Annotated in this window: 18 protein-coding genes and 2 pseudogenes; 13 read left to right on the forward strand and 7 right to left on the reverse strand. The window is 62.5% G+C overall.

The window, feature by feature from the left end:
- Positions 1 to 233: pseudogene (locus WBV42_RS21085) on the reverse strand (hypothetical protein); the annotation flags it as partial.
- Between the two features lie 189 nt (positions 234 to 422).
- Here WBV42_RS21085 and WBV42_RS21090 point away from each other — a divergent pair.
- Positions 423 to 1,133: a phosphoribosyltransferase gene (locus WBV42_RS21090; protein ID WP_423987781.1), complete on the forward strand. Its 711-nt coding sequence runs from the start codon at positions 423 to 425 to the stop codon at positions 1,131 to 1,133.
- A 442-nt stretch (positions 1,134 to 1,575) separates the two neighbouring features.
- Here the strand turns inward: WBV42_RS21090 and WBV42_RS21095 are convergent, their stop codons facing one another.
- A complete protein-coding gene (locus WBV42_RS21095) occupies positions 1,576 to 2,265 on the reverse strand; it encodes a helix-turn-helix domain-containing protein (RefSeq protein ID WP_423987782.1) in 690 nt (229 codons plus the stop codon).
- Between the two features lie 149 nt (positions 2,266 to 2,414).
- On the opposite strand from WBV42_RS21095, the gene WBV42_RS21100 reads away from it, so the two are divergent.
- The 6 genes from WBV42_RS21100 (at position 2,415) to WBV42_RS21125 (ending at position 9,161) form a co-directional block, all read left to right on the forward strand.
- A complete protein-coding gene (locus tag WBV42_RS21100; RefSeq protein ID WP_423987783.1) occupies positions 2,415 to 3,452 on the forward strand; it encodes a DUF1611 domain-containing protein in 1,038 nt (345 codons plus the stop codon).
- A gap of 1 nt (position 3,453) precedes the next feature.
- Positions 3,454 to 4,509, forward strand: coding sequence for a dipeptide epimerase (locus WBV42_RS21105; RefSeq protein WP_423987784.1), 1,056 nt, complete (start codon positions 3,454 to 3,456; stop codon positions 4,507 to 4,509).
- Positions 4,510 to 4,596: 87 nt separating this feature from the next.
- Positions 4,597 to 5,787: a redox-regulated ATPase YchF gene (locus WBV42_RS21110; RefSeq protein ID WP_423987785.1), complete on the forward strand. Its 1,191-nt coding sequence runs from the start codon at positions 4,597 to 4,599 to the stop codon at positions 5,785 to 5,787.
- 65 nt (positions 5,788 to 5,852) lie between these two features.
- Positions 5,853 to 6,062 (forward strand): hypothetical protein, encoded by a 210-nt coding sequence (locus WBV42_RS21115; RefSeq protein WP_423987786.1) that lies wholly within the window; start codon positions 5,853 to 5,855, stop codon positions 6,060 to 6,062.
- A 374-nt stretch (positions 6,063 to 6,436) separates the two neighbouring features.
- Complete coding sequence (locus WBV42_RS21120; RefSeq protein WP_423987787.1) at positions 6,437 to 7,939, forward strand: APC family permease; 1,503 nt, start codon at positions 6,437 to 6,439, stop codon at positions 7,937 to 7,939.
- Positions 7,932 to 9,161 (forward strand): M20 family metallopeptidase, encoded by a 1,230-nt coding sequence (locus WBV42_RS21125; RefSeq protein ID WP_423987788.1) that lies wholly within the window; start codon positions 7,932 to 7,934, stop codon positions 9,159 to 9,161. The genes WBV42_RS21120 and WBV42_RS21125 overlap by 8 nt, the downstream gene beginning before the upstream one ends.
- Before the next feature lie 137 nt (positions 9,162 to 9,298).
- Here the strand turns inward: WBV42_RS21125 and engB are convergent, their stop codons facing one another.
- Positions 9,299 to 9,919 (reverse strand): GTP-binding protein EngB, encoded by a 621-nt coding sequence (gene engB, locus WBV42_RS21130; protein ID WP_066144338.1) that lies wholly within the window; start codon positions 9,917 to 9,919, stop codon positions 9,299 to 9,301.
- Between the two features lie 91 nt (positions 9,920 to 10,010).
- Between engB and WBV42_RS21135 the strand changes: the two genes are divergently transcribed.
- Together WBV42_RS21135 and WBV42_RS21140 are read left to right on the forward strand one after the other, a co-directional pair.
- Positions 10,011 to 11,351, forward strand: a complete 1,341-nt coding sequence (locus WBV42_RS21135) for a TIGR00341 family protein (protein ID WP_423987789.1) — start codon at positions 10,011 to 10,013, stop codon at positions 11,349 to 11,351.
- A gap of 87 nt (positions 11,352 to 11,438) precedes the next feature.
- A complete protein-coding gene (locus tag WBV42_RS21140; RefSeq protein WP_423987790.1) occupies positions 11,439 to 12,767 on the forward strand; it encodes a TIGR00341 family protein in 1,329 nt (442 codons plus the stop codon).
- 21 nt (positions 12,768 to 12,788) lie between these two features.
- On the opposite strand, the gene WBV42_RS21145 is transcribed toward WBV42_RS21140, so the two are convergent.
- Positions 12,789 to 13,748, reverse strand: a complete 960-nt coding sequence (locus tag WBV42_RS21145) for an NOG1 family protein (RefSeq protein ID WP_423987791.1) — start codon at positions 13,746 to 13,748, stop codon at positions 12,789 to 12,791.
- A gap of 101 nt (positions 13,749 to 13,849) precedes the next feature.
- On the opposite strand from WBV42_RS21145, the gene WBV42_RS21150 reads away from it, so the two are divergent.
- The 3 genes from WBV42_RS21150 to WBV42_RS21160 are packed head-to-tail and all read left to right on the forward strand — an operon-like array spanning position 13,850 to position 15,489.
- Positions 13,850 to 14,215, forward strand: coding sequence for a DUF5518 domain-containing protein (locus WBV42_RS21150; protein ID WP_423987792.1), 366 nt, complete (start codon positions 13,850 to 13,852; stop codon positions 14,213 to 14,215).
- A gap of 46 nt (positions 14,216 to 14,261) precedes the next feature.
- On the forward strand, positions 14,262 to 14,576 hold the full coding sequence (locus tag WBV42_RS21155; protein WP_423987793.1) for an ASCH domain-containing protein: 315 nt from the start codon (positions 14,262 to 14,264) through the stop codon (positions 14,574 to 14,576).
- A 46-nt stretch (positions 14,577 to 14,622) separates the two neighbouring features.
- Entirely contained in the window at positions 14,623 to 15,489 is an 867-nt protein-coding gene (locus WBV42_RS21160) for an ATP-grasp domain-containing protein (RefSeq protein ID WP_423987794.1), read from the forward strand.
- Here the strand turns inward: WBV42_RS21160 and WBV42_RS21165 are convergent.
- The 3 genes from WBV42_RS21165 to WBV42_RS21175 form a co-directional block, all read right to left on the reverse strand.
- Positions 15,476 to 15,865 carry an Hsp20/alpha crystallin family protein gene (locus WBV42_RS21165; protein ID WP_066144360.1) on the reverse strand — a complete coding sequence of 130 codons (390 nt, stop codon included), beginning with the start codon at positions 15,863 to 15,865 and terminating at the stop codon, positions 15,476 to 15,478. The two genes, WBV42_RS21160 and WBV42_RS21165, sit on opposite strands and share 14 nt — an antisense overlap.
- 146 nt (positions 15,866 to 16,011) lie before the next feature.
- Positions 16,012 to 16,335, reverse strand: a complete 324-nt coding sequence (locus WBV42_RS21170; protein WP_423987795.1) for a hypothetical protein — start codon at positions 16,333 to 16,335, stop codon at positions 16,012 to 16,014.
- 424 nt (positions 16,336 to 16,759) lie between these two features.
- The gene (locus WBV42_RS21175; protein ID WP_423987796.1) at positions 16,760 to 17,773 is read right to left on the reverse strand and encodes a type II glyceraldehyde-3-phosphate dehydrogenase; all 1,014 of its coding nucleotides are present in this window, start codon (positions 17,771 to 17,773) and stop codon (positions 16,760 to 16,762) included.
- A gap of 171 nt (positions 17,774 to 17,944) precedes the next feature.
- On the opposite strand from WBV42_RS21175, the pseudogene WBV42_RS21180 reads away from it, so the two are divergent.
- Positions 17,945 to 18,276: pseudogene (locus WBV42_RS21180) on the forward strand (aminopeptidase); the annotation flags it as partial.

The following is an 18,276-nucleotide window of genomic DNA, read 5'->3' on the forward strand; positions in this document are numbered from 1 at the left end:
GGTTGGAGGAACGCGAGCGCGTCGAAACCATCGCGTTCGTCTCCGTACCCCGCGTCCTCGACGTGGAGTGTGACGCCGGAGACGCGCTTTTTCAGGTTGTCCTCGTCCGCGAGTTCCGTGTCCGGGAGTTTCTGCGAGACGAAGACGGTGAGCGTGTCGGTGTCCTCGTCGTAATCGACGCCGAGGACGTTCTTGCAATCGAGGAGGTGTTCGAACGCTTGTGTATGTGTCATGGGTAGGGGTTCTGGAGGTGGTCGTCGGGAGACCATCCGTGTATTTTCACTGCTCGATTCAAGAATATTAAGTCGTGAGTCGTAATATAGTTCATGGTGGTAACGAAAGTATAATTCCCGTCTTCGGCTGTCCGATCCTGCGCGTACCTGTAAACCGTTAAGTGCCACGGCGCGCGAGTTTCGGATAGAATGAGCGATATCCCGGACGATTTCAAATGTACCATCACCAACTGGGATTACATCTACAGTCTCTGCCGCGACGTGAGCGAACAGGTGAAAGAGTCCGAGTTCGAGCCCGACGTCATCGTCGCCCTCGCGCGCGGCGGCTGGTTCGCGGGGCGGTGTATCTGTGACTTCCTCGGCTTGGACGACCTGACGAGCCTGAAGATGGAACACTACGTCGGCGCGGCCCAGAAATCAGGGGAGCCCGAAGTCCGCTACCCGATGCCGGAGGGAAGCGTCGAGGGCAAGGACGTGCTCATCATCGACGACATCGCCGACACCGGCGGCTCGATCAAACACGCCGCCGAGTACGTCAGCGAGCGCGATGCGGGCGAGATTCGGACCGCGACCCTCCAACTCCTCCAGACCAGCGAGTTCGACCCCGATTACATCGGCGAGCGCCTCGAAGAGTGGGCGTGGATCGTCTACCCGTGGAACTTCATCGAGGACATGATCGACATCACCAGCGGCGCGCTCGACCGCGCCGACGAGGACGTGTTCACGAAGGACGACATCCGCCACTACCTCAACGAGTACCACGACGTGGAGCGAATCCAGATGGAGATCGCCCAACCCGACCGTCTGAGCGAAGTCCTCGACGAGATGGTCCGACGCGACGTCCTCGAACCCGAGGACGACGGCTGGCGACTCCTGAAGAACGCGACCGGCGTTCAGTAACGGGGACGAGGGGGTTCGTGCGTGTGACGAAAACGACTGTTCTGGTTTTGCGATTTCAGCGACGATGAAAGATCAGCAGTATTGCCCGGCCCGTCCAACCGAGTGGCGCGCGCTGACGGGACGACGTGGACAGTAGTTCGGCCGCGTCGTCCCGGCAAATCCGTGCGAGGGATGAGTGACGACGTGAACGAAGTGAGCGTCGGAGCGAATCGGTTGGGAAGGCGTGTGGTGCGGTAGATGAGGTTGCGGAGCAACCTCGCAAGCGAATAGCGCGGAACGGCGTTCCGCGGACCATTCGAGCGGCACGCCCCGCGAGAAGACGGCGAAGCCGTGAGCAAGCGGTGCGGTATTCATGCGGCTCGGTCGTTGTAATCAGAGCAAAATCAACATCCCTTCGTTGTGAATCCGCGAAAACCCACCAACCATCTCATCCACTAACCCGCTATCCCAGCAGTTTCGCTTCGGCTTTTCGCAGGTGTTCGAGCAGCGTCGTCTTCGACACGTCCATCTCTTCGGCGAGTTCTGACGCAGTGACCTTCCGAGGCCACTGATAGTACCCTCGCCGCCGGGCGAGTTCGAAGGCCTCGCGCTGTCGTTCGGAGAGGTCGTCGGTCCGGAGGACGCCAGCCCCGGTTTCGGCGGCTGCGACGTGGCGGACGCGGACGTCGGCGTCCATCTCCTCGCACACGTCCTCGATTCGCCCGTGGAGTTCGTCCCGCTCTGCTTCCACGATGACGGTCCAGTACTCGCGTCCGCCGTACATCCGGACGGGTTCGTCGGGGATGAACCCGCGCGAGACGAGCGCATCGTTGATGCTGTTTCTCAGATCGTAGTGGACGACGATGCCGCGACTCGCGCTTCCGAACGCGACCGAATCCTCGGTCGCGTGCGGGTGGTCGGTTTCCCACACCGAATCGGTCAACTCGGAGTCCCGAACCGCTTTGACGAGGTCGTCCACCTCCTCCAGCGTGTTGCCGTAGGCCGTGAACCGTCCGGTCGCCATGCCGTCGATGGTGTGGACGCCGTGGCCGAGCAGTCCCGCGACCCGCCCTTCGGTGACTTCGAGCGTCCAGCAGTTGGGGTGCCAGATGTCGAGTGTCACTCGGAGTCCGGCGCGCTCCGCTGTGGTCATCTATCGGGATAGAGGAATGAAGCTGGCAAAAGTGTATGGCAGGGAGAATGACATTTGTTAGCACGGGTGACAAAAGTGAGGGGTCCCCGAACCGACACCCGTGCATGAAAGGGGGGAAGGCTTTCAATGGTTGTGAGTCAGTGTATCATATGAACCTCCGCGATTCGTTTGACGCCCCTGCCCCGGCACTCGTTCTCGCCGAGGGGGCGTTCGGAACGATGGATGGAAAAACGGCTAACGGGGTCGTCATGCACAGCGAACTGTTCGACGCACGAGCCGTCATCGACTCGACGCACGCCGGTGACCCCACGAGCGAGGTACTGGGTCGCCCCGACACGCGCGACGTGCCGATCGTCTCCTCGACGGGCGACGCGCTCGACCGCGCGCCCGAGGCCGAGGCGCTCGTTATCGGCGTCGCACCCGCTGGTGGCAAACTGCCCGACGAGTGGGTCGAAGATATCGAGGAAGCCATCCGGGCCGGACTCGACATCGTCTCCGGACTGCACGTCTTTCTCTCCGAGCAGGAGCACTGGCGAAGCCTCGCCGACGAACACGGCGTTACCCTGTTCGACGTGCGGAAACCACCGGGAGAAGACGACCTACGGGTGGGCGACGGGTCGGTGGACGACGCCGATGCCGACGTCGTACTGACCGCCGGGACCGACTGTGCGGTCGGCAAGCGCACGACGACGTTCGAACTGTATCGTGCGGCGAAACGTGCCGGGTTGAACGCGGGCTGGGTCGCGACCGGCCAGACCGGTATCATGGTCGGTGCACACCGCGGCGTCGTCATCGACCGCGTTCCGGCGGACTTCACGGCTGGCGTCGTCGAGGACCTCGTATCCGCCGTCGCGGAGGACCACGACATCGTCTTCGTCGAGGGTCAAGCGTCGCTCACCCACCGCGCCTATTCGAGCGTCACGCTGGGCGTCCTTCACGGCTCGTGGCCGGACACGGTCGTGCTGGTGGACGACCCGAACCGCGAGAACAGGACCCACTTCGACCAGTGGCCGCTCGCGGGCGTGGAAGCCGAGCGCCACCTCGTGGAGGAACTCTCGGATGCGACGGCCGCCGGCGTCTCGACGTGGGGTGACCCCGCAGACGTCGAATACTCCGTTCCGGCCGCGAACGTCTACGACGAGGGCGGCCCGGAGGACCTCCTCGGCATGGTCCGAGAGGCGCTGTAGGATGCGGATCGAACGGGCGTCGGTCGAACCGCTCGATCTCCCATTGTCCGAACCGTTCGAAATCTCGCTCGGGGCACAACACAGCGCGACGAACGTCCTCGTGACGGTCGAAACGGAGACCGTGACCGGATACGGCGAAGGCTCCCCGCTCACGCCCGTCACGGGGGAAACACAGGAGGCGGCGCTCGCCACCGCTCGCGCCGCCACGGAGTTGCTCGAAGGGAAGTCGCTCGCTGACTATCGAAGCCTCATCGGGGAGGTCCGAAGCACGTTTCCGGGCATGGTCTCCGCGCTCTTCGCCGTCGAAACGGCGATTCTCGACGCCTACTGCCGGGAGCGGGAGATGGCCCTCTCGGAACTGTTCGGGAGATCGCCGGAGCCGGTGACGACGGATTTCACCATCTCCATCATGCCACCCGAGGATGCGGAGCAGGGGGCAGCGCGGGCGGCAGCGGAGGGTTTCGACTGTCTGAAGGTGAAGACGGGCACCTCGGTCGCGGACGACGTCGCCCGCGTTGCGGCAGTCCACGAGGGAGCGCCCGACGCGGAACTGACGGTGGACGCGAACCAGGGCTGGACGCCGAAGGAGACCGCGGAGTTCGCCAGCGAGATCGAATCGCGGGAAATCGATCTCTCGCTCATCGAACAACCTACACCCGCGGCGGACGTGGTCGGACTGGCGCGGGCGCGGGACGCCGTGTCGGTTCCGGTCGCGGCCGACGAGGCCGTCTTCACGCCCGAGGACGCGATTCGGATCGTCCGCGAGGACGCGGCGGACGTGATCAACGTGAAGTTGGGGAAGTCGGGATTGCTCGCCGCGCGGGACATCGCGTCGATAGCGGAGGCGGCGAACGTCGAACTGATGGTCGGGTGCATGCTCGAAAGCGCGCTCGGGATCCACACCAGCGCACACCTCGTCGCCGGGCTCGGGTCGTTCTCGCACGTCGATCTGGACGGCAACCTGCTCGTTGCAGAGGACGTGATCGCGGGGACCGGGGGACCGACCATCGATATTTCGGGACCGGGCCACGGAATCGATCCTACGCTCCCCGAGTGAGCACGCGAGCCGAGCCATTCGGTATCATTCGGCAGCCGTCCCGTCGTTTGAAAACGCCTTTAGCCTCGAATCACCCAATCCGGCCTAATGAGTTACAAAATCGGACTGGTCGGGAAACCCTCAGTGGGGAAATCGACCTTCTTCAACGCCGCGACGATGAACGACGTGCCGGAGGGTGCCTACCCCTTCACGACCATCGACCCGTCCATCGGCGAGGCGTACGCCCGCGTGGAGTGCGCCGCACCCGAATTCGACGAGAGTTGCACGCCCAGCGTCGGGTTCTGTGAGGAAGGGACGCGCTACATCCCGACGAAACTCGTGGACGTGGCGGGACTCATCCCCGGCGCACACGAGGGCAAGGGGTTGGGCAACCAGTTCCTCACGGACCTGAACGAGGCCGACGTGCTCGTCCACGTGGTGGACTTCTCGGGGAAGACCGACATCGAAGGCGAGAAGACCGAGGGCCACGACCCGCGCGACGACATCGCCTTCCTCGAAAACGAACTCGACATGTGGTACCTCGAAGTCCTCGAAAAGGGTATCGAGCGCTTCCGCTCGGGCTACGCCGGTGAGGAGAAACACATCGAGGAGGACCTCGCCGAGCAGATGTCGGCGTTCAAAACGAACAAGGACGAGATAAAACAGATCATCCTCTCGCTCGGCCTCGATTTGGACCCCGAGGCGTGGGAGGACGAGGACCGCGAGGAACTCGCCCGCGAAATCCGCAAGCGGACCAAACCGATGGTCATCGCGGCGAACAAGATGGACACGCCCGAAGCCCAAGCGAACTACGAGGATATCACCTCCGACCCCGACTACGAGCACCTGACCATCATCCCCGCCAGCGCCCACGCCGAGAAGGCGCTCAAGAACGCCGCCGAACAGGGCGTCATCGACTACGACGCCGGGGACGCGGACTTCGAAATCACGGGCGACATCAGCGAGGAACAGGAACAGGGTCTCGACCAGATTCGGCAGTTCACGAACGAGTTCGACGGCACCGGCGTCCAGCGTGCCCTCGAAGCCGCGCTGTTCGACGAACTCGATCTCATCGCCATCTTCCCCGGTTCAGCCAACGGTAGCGCCAGCGAGAAGGGCGTCTTCCGCGACTGCTTCCTCCTCCCCGGTGGCTCGACGGCCGAGGACTTCGCGTACCACCTGCACAGCGACATCGGCGACGGGTTCCTCCACGGCATCGACTGCCGGAGCAAGCGCCAGATCGGTTCGAGTTCGGAGCTCGATCACCGGTCCGTCGTGGAGATCGTTTCCACGAATTAGAAACGGCGAAGTCGACGAGTGGGGTTTCTTCTTCGCGTTATTCTTCTCCCGGTAAGTGATACGGTGTGTTTAGCTCGTCATTCCTCGCTCGGATGGACGGACTGTACGAGACGAACCAACCGCAGTGGCGTGCGGGCCAGCAGGACCGAGGCTACTCCAGCCGAGGGCCTGCTGGCTATCGCGCGAGGGATGACGACCGAGGAGCAACGCGACGAGTGGAGGAATCGGTTGGGGAGGCGTGTGGCTGTCGTGGTGCGGTAGTCTGGGTGGGTTGAAAGGGGCCGGGCGGTCCCGCGAGCCTGCGAGCGGGACGTTGTCGGAGCTTGCCTCCGACTCTGTATTCGCGCTTGTGTAGTCGCCTCAGCGACCCCTCTCGGCGTGCGGTTTGCGCCGAGATGTCGCTGAGCGACCGCGAACAGGCGGGGGCTTTCGGGGCTGTCTTCTCAGTAACTGCAATCGCAAAACCAGAATCAGCTCAGTTGCGTAGCGAACGGACGGGGGCTTTCTGGGTCGTCATCCCAGTCGCTGTAATCTCCCTGGCGACTACGGTCACTGTCGAAGCACAAATCCCTTCTACTCCATCTCACTGTCGTCACCCCGCACATGGGAGGGACGGGGACTAAGGCCTCGCCTAGTTGTGTGTCATCATATGTCATCCTCACACGGCAAGGACAGTAACAGCCTTTCACGGGATATGGGGCTGTTCGGTGCGATGAGTACGGTGGTCGCGGGGACGCTCGGGGCCGGGTTGTTCGTCACGCTGGGTACGGCGAGTTCGACGACTGGACCGAGCGTCATCCTCGTGGTTGTCCTCTCGGGAATACTGGCGATGGCAATCGCGGTGAACTACAGTTGGATGGCGACCATCTTCCCGGCCGCCGCCGGGTCGTACGCGTACATCTCGCGGACGTTCGACAGTCGGCTCCCCGGCTTCATCGTCACGTGGTCGAAATGGTTGGGGTACATGGCCGCCGACGCCGTGCTCGCGCTCGGCTTCGGCAGTTATCTTCAGGTGTTCTATCCCAGTATCGACCCGAAAATCGCGGGCTTCGTGCTCCTCACCGTCCTCTTTCTCGTCAACCTCGTCGGCACGAAGGAGTACAGCCTCTCGCAGAACGCCATCATGGCCGTGCTGATGGTGGCCATCCTCATCCTCGTGATTCCGGGGTCGTTCCACGTGAACGCCGCGAACTACCATCCGTTCTTCACCGGCGGGATGGACGGGTTCATCGGGGCCGCAGTCCCGCTGTTCTACGCCTACATCGGCATCGCCGTCGCGGGGCAGATGGGTGCGGAAGTGAAGAACCCGTCCAAGAACCTCCCGCTGGCGATGGTCGGAGGGACGCTCCTCCTCGTCGTCCTCTACGTCTGGACGGCCGTCGTAATCTACGGCGTCGTCGGCGACTACACCGTGCTGGCGAACTCGGACCGGCCGCTGGCGACGGCGGCGGAGGCGTTCCTGGGTAACAGCGCGACCGCAATCGTCGCGTTCGGTGGCCTCCTCGCCACCGCTTCCAGCGTCCACGCGGTGATGGCCGCGGGCATCAAGATGCCTTACTCGTGGTCGTGGGACGAGGTGTTCCCGAAGCAGTTCTCCGCCGTGAGCCAGCGGTTCGGCACGCCCCACTACTCGCTCGTCACGCTGTACGTCGTCGCCGCCGCGCTGACGTTCTGGAGCGATGGCCTCGACGAAGCCATCGTCATCGCCACGTTCAGCTACCTCATCGCGTACGCCACCGTGTCGCTAACCCTGCTGTACGTCCGGGCCTCGCGTCCTGACCTCGTGGAACAGGCGGGCTTCGATTACGGATGGCTCACCCCTGTCACGGGCGTCGTTGCCGCCGTCGGAGCGGTCGGCCTGCTGACCCAAGCCGCGAACTTCGGCGGCCTCCTCGGCGCGTTCGCCGACTTCCTCGGCGCGCCGTTGGCCGGGAATATTCCGCTTGCCAGTGCGTACTGGACCGCGTTCGAAGCCGCGCCCACGCTCCGCATCTACCTCCCGTGGATGGTCGTCGGTCTCGGCATCTTCGCCATCTACTGGCGACTCGGCAACCGGCGCGGCACCGACGTCGGCGCGATTCTCGACACCCTTCCGGGCGTGTCGAGCGAGGAGTACGACCCGGGGATAAAGGATGTGACCTCGGATGACTGAATCCGCAGAATCCGCGCTCGAGTCCGCAATCGACCCCGAGGAAACCATCTCCCTCCTGCAGGAGATGGTGCGTATCCCCTCGCCGTACTTCGAGGAGCACGAACTGAGCGAGTTCGTCTACGACTGGTTGGATTCTCGGGGACTCGACCCCGAGTACCACCACGTCAGCGAGCCGAAAATCACCGAGTACGAGGGCGACAACGTCCTTGCACGCTTGGACGGTAACGACCCGGCCGCCCCGACGCTCCTCCTGAATGCGCACATGGACACCGTCCTGCTGGTGGAGGACTGGGAGGAAGACCCCTGTTCTGGCCGAATCGAGGACGGCAAGCTGTACGGACAGGGGGCATGCGACATGAAGGGCGGACTGGCCGCCGTGATGGTCGCGTTCGAAGCGCTGGCCGAATCGGAAACCGAACTCGCGGGCGACGTCGTTCTCTCCGCCGTGGTGGACGAGGAAGGCCCGTACGGCCTCGGCACCGACCGCCTCATCCGCGACGGCTACACCGACGACTACGACGCCGCCATCGTCACCGAACCCGGCCCCATCCTCGCACAGGAGGAGGACATCCAAAACCCCGCGCTCCTCCTCGGCGCTCGCGGGCGATTCCTCTACGACATCGAGGTCAAGGGCCACGCCGCCCACGGCTCGCAACCGCACAAGGGAATCAACGCCGTCGTGGACGCCGGAAAGATCGCTGACACGCTCTCGAATCTCGATACCGGAAGCCACCCGAAACTCGGCGACGGGTCGGTCTGCCCGCTTCTGCTGGAGGGTGGCAGTCAGACGCTTTCGGTGCCCGAGCGCGCCCACCTCATGGTGGACCGCCACGTCGTTCTGGGGGAAAATGAGGACGTGGTGCGCCAACAGGCCGAGGACGCGGTTGCCGAGTTGGACATCGAAAGCGAGGTGGAACTCGGGTTTCGCGAGTCGCCCGACCCCGGCATCAAATACGGCCCGTACGTCACGTCCGAGGACCACGACCTCGTGAAGTCGCTCGTCGGCGCGACCGAATCCGTCGCGGGCGTCGAACCCGAGTTCGGCTACTTCGCCAGCGTCGGGGACTTCAACTACCTCGGCGACCGTGCGGAGTTGCCGACCGTCATCGTCGGCCCCGACGGCGAGAACATCCACGGCGCGGGCGAGTTCGTCTACACCGACGAGGTGGTCGAAGTCGCGCGAATCGTCGCCGAGGGTGCGATGCGATTTGTGGGAGCGTGAGCACGGCGAGCTTTGAATCACCCGATTTCCGAGGGAACGACTTCTCGACGATCCGTACTCCTGCAAAAGTTTATACCCGATGTCGTGACCAAACTGACCAGTGTCCCGAATCCCTGACAAACGTCCGATTCCCTTCGTTACGAGAAGAACTTGAACAGGTCGTCGCGCTTCTCCTCGTGCAGGTGGGTCTTCACGGCCTCGTTCAGCGTGTCGATACTGCCGCGTTTCGCGCTGATCGGGGCGATGGTGTCCTGCCACTGCTTCCACGGCGGATGCAATCCGAGGCGGTCACAGAGGTCGTTCAGGCGTTCGTCCTCGTCGTCCACTTTGTCCATCTTGTTCACGGCGACGACGACCGGTATACCGACCTCCTGGAGGAAGTAGAACATCTCCACGTCGTGTGGGATTTCGTCCTCGCCCGAGTGACGGTCGATGATGTCGATGACGCTCTTCCCATCGACGACCAGCACGCCGAGCAGGATTTTCTCGGCGTTCTCCTCGATGTACTGGACGATATCGGTCTTGATTTGCTCCCTGTACTCCTCCTCGACGCCGGACATGAACCCGAAACCGGGCAGGTCGGTGAGCATGAAATCCTCGCTGGCCCAGTCGAAGTGGTTCGGTTGGCGCGTGACGCCGGGTTTACCACCGGTCTCGAACTTGTGGCCCGTCAACTCACGCATCAGCGTGGATTTGCCGACGTTCGAGCGCCCGACGAACACGATTTCCGCATCTCGGCCGGGTCGATTTTCGAACATAGTGGTTCGTACGCCGCTCGACGTTTAACCGCCGTGGTTTTCCGCCGTCTCCCGCATCGAGACTTATTGTCCTCTGGGTCGTGCTCGGCATGTGCGTCTCGTGGAAATCGCCATCCCAGTGGGGGAACGGGAGCTAGTAATCGAAACGCTGGAAGCGAGGGACATCGACTACTACATTACCGAGGAGACGAGCGGACGGGGCGGTGCGGAGGACTACGCCGCGATCATCACGTTTCCGCTCCCGCAGAACGCGGTGCAACCAGTCATCGACGAACTCCGCGATGCCGGGCTGAGCGAGGTTGCTCACGTTATTGTCATCGACGCCGAGGTCGACATCTCGAATCGCTTCGAGCGACTCGTGGAACGCTACAGGGAGGATCGAGGGCGACGAATTCGCATCGCCCGCGAGGAGATTCGCATTCGCGCCCGTGAACTCTCTCCAAGCCTCCGGACGTTCGTCACGATGACCGTGGTGAGCGCCGTCGTCGCCACGGCCGGACTCCTGCTCGATTCGGCCGCCGTCGTCGTCGGGTCGATGGTCATCGCACCGCTGGTCGGTCCCGCGCTGTCGGCGAGCATCGGGACGGTTCTCGACGACCGTGACCTGTTTCGACGGGGCATACGGTTACAGGCCCTCGGCGTCATCGTCGCGATCGCAAGCGCCGCCCTCTTCGCCGCGTTGATTCGGTCGATTCCGCTGTTCCCGCCGGGAGCGGACGTGACGAAAATACCCGAGGTCGCGATTCGAATCTCTCCCGATTTCCTCTCGCTCATCATCGCACTCGGCGCGGGTATCGCCGGAATCATCAGTTTGTCAGCCGGTGCTTCGACTGCCCTCGTCGGCGTCATGATCGCCGTTGCGCTCATCCCGCCCGCCGCGACGGTCGGCATCGGCCTCGCGTGGGGCGAACCGGCCGTCACCGTGAGCGCCGGTATCCTCGTACTGGTCAACCTTCTGGCCATCAACCTCTCGGCACTGATCACGCTCCGGTACATGGGCTATCGGCCACGGGACTGGCTGAAACGACGACATTCGAGAGGAGAGATGCTCAAGCGTACATCGGTCCTCTTCGTCGTCATCGTCCTCCTCTCGGTTTTTCTCGGCGGGGTGACGTACTCCTCGGTACAGGACGCACAGTACAAGCATACCGTCCGAGAGACGACCGATTCACTGCTCGAACGACCGCGATACGCGGGGGGAGAGCGACTCGAAACGGTCGTTCGATACGGACCTTCCCTTTCGCTCCCCCGAAAGTATCGGGACCCGACGCTCCCGTTTCATCAGCCGCGTGAAGTGATCATCACTGTCGGTAGGCCCACGGACCGAACCTATCCCGGACTGGCCGAGCGCATTCGAACCCGGCTCTACCGGCGCACGGGGCGGAACGTCTCCGTCCAAATTCGCTACGTCGACATCGATAGGGCACCCTGACGGACAGTAGCAGTTGACGGAGAAATCGGATGAACCAACGGCATATCGGCCCGCGATTATATCAATCTGTGAACCGCATCGGAGGACGTGCGACTCGTACAGGTATCAATCCCGACGGGCGAGCGACAAACCGTCATCGACACGCTCGAATCCGAGGGAATCGACTTCTTCGTCACCGACGAGACTGGTGGCCGTCGGTACGCCGCTATCGCGACGTTTCCGCTCCCGCAGAACGCGGTGCAACCGGTCATCGACAAGCTTCACGACGCCGGGTTGAGCGACGAAGCCCACACGGTAATCATCGACGCCGAGACGGACACGTCCCGCGAGTTCGAGCAACTCACGAAACGCTACGAAGCGGAAAACGGCGGCAACAGGATCGCTCGTGACGAAATCCTCACGCAAGCGCGGGAGCTGTCCCCCCGGTTCCAGACCTTCGTCTTCATGACCGTGGTGAGTGCCGTCGTGGCGACCGCCGGACTCCTGCTCGACTCCCCGGCCGTCGTCGTCGGATCGATGGTCATCGCGCCACTGCTCGGTCCCGCGCTGTCCGCGTCAGTAGGTACCGTGTTGAACGAACCCGATATGTTTCGCCGTGGCGTCAAACTCCAACTGCTCGGCGTCGCCGTCGCCATCGGCAGCGCAACGATCTTCGCGTTCCTCATCAGGAACCTCTTTCTCTTCCCACCGAGCACGGACATCACCCAGATATCCCAGATCAGCGGGCGACTGTCGCCCGACTTCCTCTCGCTCATCGTGGCGCTCGGCGCAGGTGCGGCGGGCGTCGTCAGCCTCGCCGCTGGCGTGTCGGTCGCCCTCGTCGGCGTCATGATCGCGGCGGCACTCATCCCGCCCGCCGCAGCGGTCGGTATCGGTATCGCGTGGGGAAAGCCGATGGTCGCGCTGGGAGCGTTCGTCCTCGTCCTCGTGAACGTCCTCTCGATCAATCTCGCCGCCCTCGTGACGCTCCAGTACATGGGGTATCGGCCGAAAAACTGGTTCAGACTGGAAGCCTCCCGCGAGGAGACCGTCAAACGGATAGGAACCCTCGTCATCGGGATCGCAGTCCTGTCGGTGTTCCTCGGTGGAGTCACGTATTTTACCTACCAGAGTTCTCAGTTCGAACAGGGATCCAGTATCGCGACGAACCACGTCTTTCAGGAACCGCGGTATCAGCAGGCCGAAAAGCTGCGGATGCAAGTAGAGTACAGTCAAACGTTCCCGCTCGGGAAGAACGACTACACGCGAAACCTGCCGTTCCGCGAACCGGATCGAGTCGTCGTCACTGTTGGTAAGCCGAAAAGGGAACAGTATCCACAACTCACGAGGCGGATTCACGACCGAATCGCACAGCGGACGGGAAAAAGCGTCGCGGTTCAGATCCGATACGTGGAGACTAGCGAAGTTCCGGCCTGAGGCGGCGTCCGGAAAGTCGGTCTATCCGTCGAACGGCAGTTCGGGTTCGTAGCCGATGGCGTCCACGGCGGCGTCGAGGGTTTCCGTAACGTTGTCGTCCTCCTCGATACTCATGTACATGTCCGCCTCCACGTCGGTCGAAAGATCGGACTTATTGCAGACGGTGAGGACGGGCACGTCGCCGAACTCCGCTTCGACCGAGTCACGGAGTTCCAGTTGTGCGTCGAGCGGGTAGCCACAGTAAGCGCTCGCGTCCACGAAGAACAGGATACAGTCGGCGAGGTGGGTGATCGCCGACACCGCCTGCGTTTCGATGGCATTTCGATCGTCCGCCGGACGGTCGAGCAGTCCGGGGGTGTCCACGATCTGATAGCGGATGTGCTGGCGGTCGAAGTGACCGACGTGGATACCCTTCGTGGTGAACGGGTACTCCGCAATTTCGTTGCGGGCGTTCGTGATGGTGTTGACGAACGACGACTTCCCGACGTTGGGGTAGCCAGCGACGACGATGGTCGGGGCCGACGGGTCGATGTCGGGAAGCGTGCGCAGGTCGTTTCGCGCCTTTCCGATTCGGTCGAGGTCGTCCTCGACTTCTTCCACGATGGACGCGAGGCGGGCGAACCCCTGTTTTCGCACCTTGCGGGCGTAGTTGATGTCGCCGCGCAGTTTACCTTGGTACTCGCGGCCGATGTCCTTCGTCTTCCGGGAGGCCCACTGGATCTCCGAAAGGCTCTTTCTGACTTCGTCGACGTCCACGACGGCGTCCGCGAGTTCGTAGTAGAACGGGTCTATTTCCTGGAAGTCCGGCCATGCGGTGACGACGTTTTGCATGTTGTCCGAGAGGATGTTCGAAGCGGTCTGGAGCATGGACTGTTGAGCCTGAATACCGCTTTTGGCCCGGCCTGCCCGTGTCGCCCGCGAGAACGCCTTGTCGATGAGTTCCTCCGACGTGGGCGTTGTCGGAAGGGTCTCGAAAATCATGGACGTTCGTATGCCCTCCCACCTTAAAAGGGCGTTCATACCGTTCTGCCAGCCGATTTTGGCGAGAGACTTTTGTTTTCCCCCTCCCAACCTATTTACTCATGACTAACTGGTACGCGGTTTTCGTCGGCTTCGTCGTGTCGGTCCTCGCCGGAATCGTGGCGTTCGCCCTCCCCGGAATCGGTCACGTCGGTGCCGGACTGATCGGCGGCTTTGCGGCGGGCTACATCGCTGGCGGCGGTCTTGGGAGTGGTTTCTGGCACGGCCTCCTCTCCGGGGCGCTCGGCGGAATCGTCGTCGCCCTGTTCGTCGGACTGGCCGGAACCGTCTTCGGCGGACTCGTCGGCGGTCCGACCGGGTCGCTGTTCGGCGGCATGGGCCTGTTCCTCATCGCCATCTTCGTTGCGTTTCTGCTGGCGCTCAACAACGCCATCGGTGGCGCAATCGGCGGCGTGCTGAAAGGCTGAACGGTCGAAGGGCAGTCATTTTTTCGATGGAGGACGAAGGACGGGTATGTCGAAAATCGACGCCGACACGCTACTCCCGTCGGAGCACGTTCAGCGAGCGGTCACGGCCGGTCAGGTGTCACAGCTTCATCGTGGCAACCCGTACGCCGAGGAGGGTGACACCTTCGACATCGATGGCGAAACGTTCGAAGTCGTGGCGGTAACCGAACGGACGTTGGGCGATTTGACCGACGAGGACGCACGGGCGGAAGGCTCGGAGGATTTGGACGCCTACCGTGAGCGACTGGACCGCGCCCACGATGACTTCGAGTGGGACGACGACGCGACGGTGTTCCGACATCGGTTCGAGCACGTCGAATGATCCGAGACGGGCGAACTTTTTAGCGACGGCTACGAACGAACGACCGATGCTGGATTTGGCGGTTGCGTACCGACAGGAGACGTTCGAGCGAATCCGCGAACCGCTCGCGGAGCGTGGGATTCGAGTTCGGCACGTTCGGAGCGAGCAACGGACGTTCGACCTCGAATCCCCGCCGTGGACGCCCGACGAGTTCGACGTGGGATTCGTCTATCCGTCACGGATGATGGAGGGCGGCGTGGTCGATGGGTTGCTCTCGGTCCCGTGGGTGAACGGCCGCGAGGCGGTCCTCACCTCCCGAAACAAGGGCGGCGTCATCGCGCGACTCGGGAGGGCGGGAATTCCCGTCCCGAAGACGGTCGTGGTCTCGAACCCCGTCGAAGAGGGTGATCTCCGCAACGTATTCGGGCAGTTCGATTCGCCGGTCGTGGTGAAACCCAACTCGACGACGCGCGGGACGGGTATCGCAAAAGTGGACGACTTGGACTCGTTCCTCGGAGTAATCGATTACCTGAATCTCGTTCACGACTACCGGGCGACGGGGGACAAATCGTTTCTCGTGCAGGAGTATCTCCCGAACGCCGTCGATTATCGGGCGATGATCGTCGATGGGGAGTACGTCGGCGCCGTCGAGCGCCGACTCCCGAAGGAGGCGCTGGATGCCGGACGCTGGAAACACAACGTCCACCGAGGGGCACAAGCACGCGGCGTCTCCCTACCGGACGAGTATCGTGAGATCGCTGAACAGGCGGCTGAGACGCTCGGGATTCGATTCTGTGGTGTCGATTTGCTCGCCCTCGACGATCGTGTCGTCGTCAACGAGACGAACGCACGACCGACGATAGACGAAGAAACGAAGTACGAAAATGGGTTGTACGACCGCCTCGCCGAACTCGTCCGAACTACTCGACGCTGATGTTCGCGGATTCGTCGGTTTTCTCGAACGTGACTTCGAGGACGCCGTTGTTGTAGGTCGCTTTGGCGGAACTCTCGTCCACGCGCGCCGGAAGCGAGATTCGCTCGTCGTACTCGCGGTGGTCGCTGACGGCACTGATGGTCATCGCTTCGCCGTCGCATTTGAGGTTGATATCGTCCTTCTCGACGCCGGGCAGGTCCGCGATGACGCGGACCAACTCTTCGTCCTCGTGGATATCGACGTGCGTGTCGGCACCGAATCCGGTCGTTCCGGTGTCGACTTGCATATCGACGTTGCCGCCCATCATATCGTTCATCATGCGCTCGATTTCGCGGAAGAGGTCGTCGAAGGGGTCGTCGCGATCGTCTCGTCGCATACCTGAGGGTAAGTCCCTCCCGGGGAAAAGGTTTTGGACAGCCGTCAGACGTGCCGTTTTCCGGACGACAGAATCACGGCGGATAGTCCCCAGTTTTCGGGTATGAGTATAGTATTCCGAAAAAATCAACGTCCGTCGAATCTCGATTAGTCGTCCTGGTTCTGCCAGTTGAAGTTCTGGGCGTTCGAGTACGCGGACTGCGAGTTGTCGTTGCTCTGGTAGCTGGCCTGAATCGCGTACGCGTTACCGGATTCAGCCTCGCCGCTCCCGAGGTTACCGGCGGCCGAGACCGCGTAGTTGTCGTCCTGGTAGTTACTGTTGCCCTGTGCGACATACTGATCTTGGTCAACGTGCGAACTTGCCCACTGATGGCTGGACTGTGAGTCCGCCGCTGCGTTACCCGCGAAGCCGATTGCGAACACACTGGCGACCATGCTCATGACGAGCAGAATTTTGAGTGACTTTCTCATGATTTTCTCTCCGGGCGGGAGAGACCGTTTCTGGACAGCGTTTGACCGCTCTGCCGTCCACCCCACCCGTTTCGCCACATCGGGGGGATGGTAAATGAACGCCGGGTATCGTTGAGTCCGTTCGCATCTTTTTCGAAGCGCTGAATTCGGGACTAATCGCCGGTAACGAAGAAAATCGGTGACGGGAGCGCCGAGCGTCGCTCCATTCGTGTCGGAATCACTCGTTCGATTTCGTTCGTAAACGGTCGAACCGACCGATACCGAACGGCAATTTCGAATTCGATTGGGACATGATGTCAAGGCTCACGAAGGTAGCCACTGCGTACTGGCGACGCACAGCGGCGGTATCCACGTTACGCGGTTCGCCGGGTGGGAGAACGTACTACTCGTGTCTCCAAAAAAAGTCGAAGTCGAAAGAGTCGGTTTAGAAGCCGATTCCGAGCGCGTCGTTGGTCGTCTCGATGCTCTCTTCGGCGTCCGCCGTGTTCGTCACCGCACGGATCGCGTCCACGTTCTCCGGTACGACGTCGCTCTCCTGGTGGATGGCTTGGAAGAGATAGAGATCGTTGCCTTCCATCGAGACGGACTCACCCCAGACACAGTTCTCCCAGAAGTCGCCACGCGGGCGGCCCCTGTCCATGGCGTACTCCTTGAGCTTGCCAGCGCCGTCGATATCCATGTGTTCGGGGACGACGAACAGCCGCGACTGGCTTTCGAGCAGTTCGCGCACGTCCTGGGCGTCGGGTTCGGATTCGAGCGAGACGTTGATGCTGTGCATGTGCATCAGCGTCGCCGGAACCTTCAGGCCGAGCGTATCGATGGCGAGGTCCGGGAAGATCGTTTTCACGTCCGGGCCGTGGTGGGACGGCAGCGACACCGGGTTCGGGACGATGTCGTTGATGGGACCGCGACCGGTCTGGGCCGGGTCGCCACCGCGACGGACGAGGGTCGCCCGAACCTTCTCGATACCGTACTCCTCGCGGAGCGGCGCGACGAGCCGTGAGAGACCGGTCGTGTTGCACGACACGACGCGAACGTGTTGTGCGCCGATCGATTCGTCGTAGTTGGCGCGGGCGTTGAAGCTCGTCTCGCCGACGCTCGCGTCCTCGCCGCCCTGATACAGCGCGGGCGTGTCGTACTCGTCGTACAGCGATTTGTTCTCCGCGCCGATACCGGACGGGCAAGCGTCCACGACGACGTCGGCCGCTTCGACCATCTCGTCCACCATTCCCGCGAGTTCGATGCCCGCGTCGTCGAACTGGTCCGCCCGCTCTTCGATCGCGGCGTAGAGCGGATAACCCTTCTCGACGGCACTTTCGGCCTCGAAATTGGGCCGGGTCTTCGCGACACCGACGATTTCCATGTCCGGTTGTGCGCGGACGGCGTCAGCGACTCGCTTCCCGATAGTCCCGTACCCGTTAATGCCGACCTGTAGCATGTACGTGGGCCTGCTACCCCCGCCATTAAAACCGTTTCGAGCGAATCCGGGCAGAACACAACTCGAAAGTGAGTAATTCGGCGGTTTCGAGGGCGTCGATATCGGGGCGAAATCCCGACCCAAACGCCACGAAAGGGAACACCTAACCGCTCCCGAACGCAACCGCCATTTATGAGTCTGGACGACGCCGCGACAACCGCCGTCGAGCAGTGTATGGCACTCGAAGCCGACGAGTCGTGTGCGATAATCACCGACGACAAGCGCTGGGAGATCGGCAAGGCGCTGTACGACACCGCCAGCGAAATCACCGACGACGTGACGATCACGCGCTATCCCGTCGGAAACCAGCACGGCGAGGAGCCACCGGCCGCCGTCGCCGCCGCGATGGCCGCCGCCGACGTCGTTCTCGCGCCGACTACGAAGAGCCTCAGCCACACTCGCGCCCGTGGAAACGCGAACGATGAGGGCGCGCGAATTGCGACCCTTCCCGGCATCACGAAGGA

The organism is Haladaptatus sp., assembly GCF_049589095.1.
Classification (GTDB): domain Archaea; phylum Halobacteriota; class Halobacteria; order Halobacteriales; family Haladaptataceae; genus Haladaptatus.

Bases quoted from the DNA above. Each gene is read 5' to 3' on its own strand.
- WBV42_RS21105 (WP_423987784.1), top strand. From the start codon at position 3,454: ATGCGGATCGAACGGGCGTCGGTCGAACCGCTCGATCTCCCATTGTCC.
- WBV42_RS21145 (WP_423987791.1), bottom strand. From the start codon at position 13,748: ATGATTTTCGAGACCCTTCCGACAACGCCCACGTCGGAGGAACTCATC.
- WBV42_RS21150 (WP_423987792.1), top strand. From the start codon at position 13,850: ATGACTAACTGGTACGCGGTTTTCGTCGGCTTCGTCGTGTCGGTCCTC.
- WBV42_RS21110 (WP_423987785.1), top strand. From the start codon at position 4,597: ATGAGTTACAAAATCGGACTGGTCGGGAAACCCTCAGTGGGGAAATCG.
- WBV42_RS21165 (WP_066144360.1), bottom strand. From the start codon at position 15,865: ATGCGACGAGACGATCGCGACGACCCCTTCGACGACCTCTTCCGCGAA.
- engB (WP_066144338.1), bottom strand. From the start codon at position 9,919: ATGTTCGAAAATCGACCCGGCCGAGATGCGGAAATCGTGTTCGTCGGG.
- WBV42_RS21095 (WP_423987782.1), bottom strand. From the start codon at position 2,265: ATGACCACAGCGGAGCGCGCCGGACTCCGAGTGACACTCGACATCTGG.
- WBV42_RS21155 (WP_423987793.1), top strand. From the start codon at position 14,262: ATGTCGAAAATCGACGCCGACACGCTACTCCCGTCGGAGCACGTTCAG.
- WBV42_RS21175 (WP_423987796.1), bottom strand. From the start codon at position 17,773: ATGCTACAGGTCGGCATTAACGGGTACGGGACTATCGGGAAGCGAGTC.
- WBV42_RS21160 (WP_423987794.1), top strand. From the start codon at position 14,623: ATGCTGGATTTGGCGGTTGCGTACCGACAGGAGACGTTCGAGCGAATC.
- WBV42_RS21120 (WP_423987787.1), top strand. From the start codon at position 6,437: ATGTCATCCTCACACGGCAAGGACAGTAACAGCCTTTCACGGGATATG.
- WBV42_RS21100 (WP_423987783.1), top strand. From the start codon at position 2,415: ATGAACCTCCGCGATTCGTTTGACGCCCCTGCCCCGGCACTCGTTCTC.
- WBV42_RS21170 (WP_423987795.1), bottom strand. From the start codon at position 16,335: ATGAGAAAGTCACTCAAAATTCTGCTCGTCATGAGCATGGTCGCCAGT.
- WBV42_RS21125 (WP_423987788.1), top strand. From the start codon at position 7,932: ATGACTGAATCCGCAGAATCCGCGCTCGAGTCCGCAATCGACCCCGAG.
- WBV42_RS21090 (WP_423987781.1), top strand. From the start codon at position 423: ATGAGCGATATCCCGGACGATTTCAAATGTACCATCACCAACTGGGAT.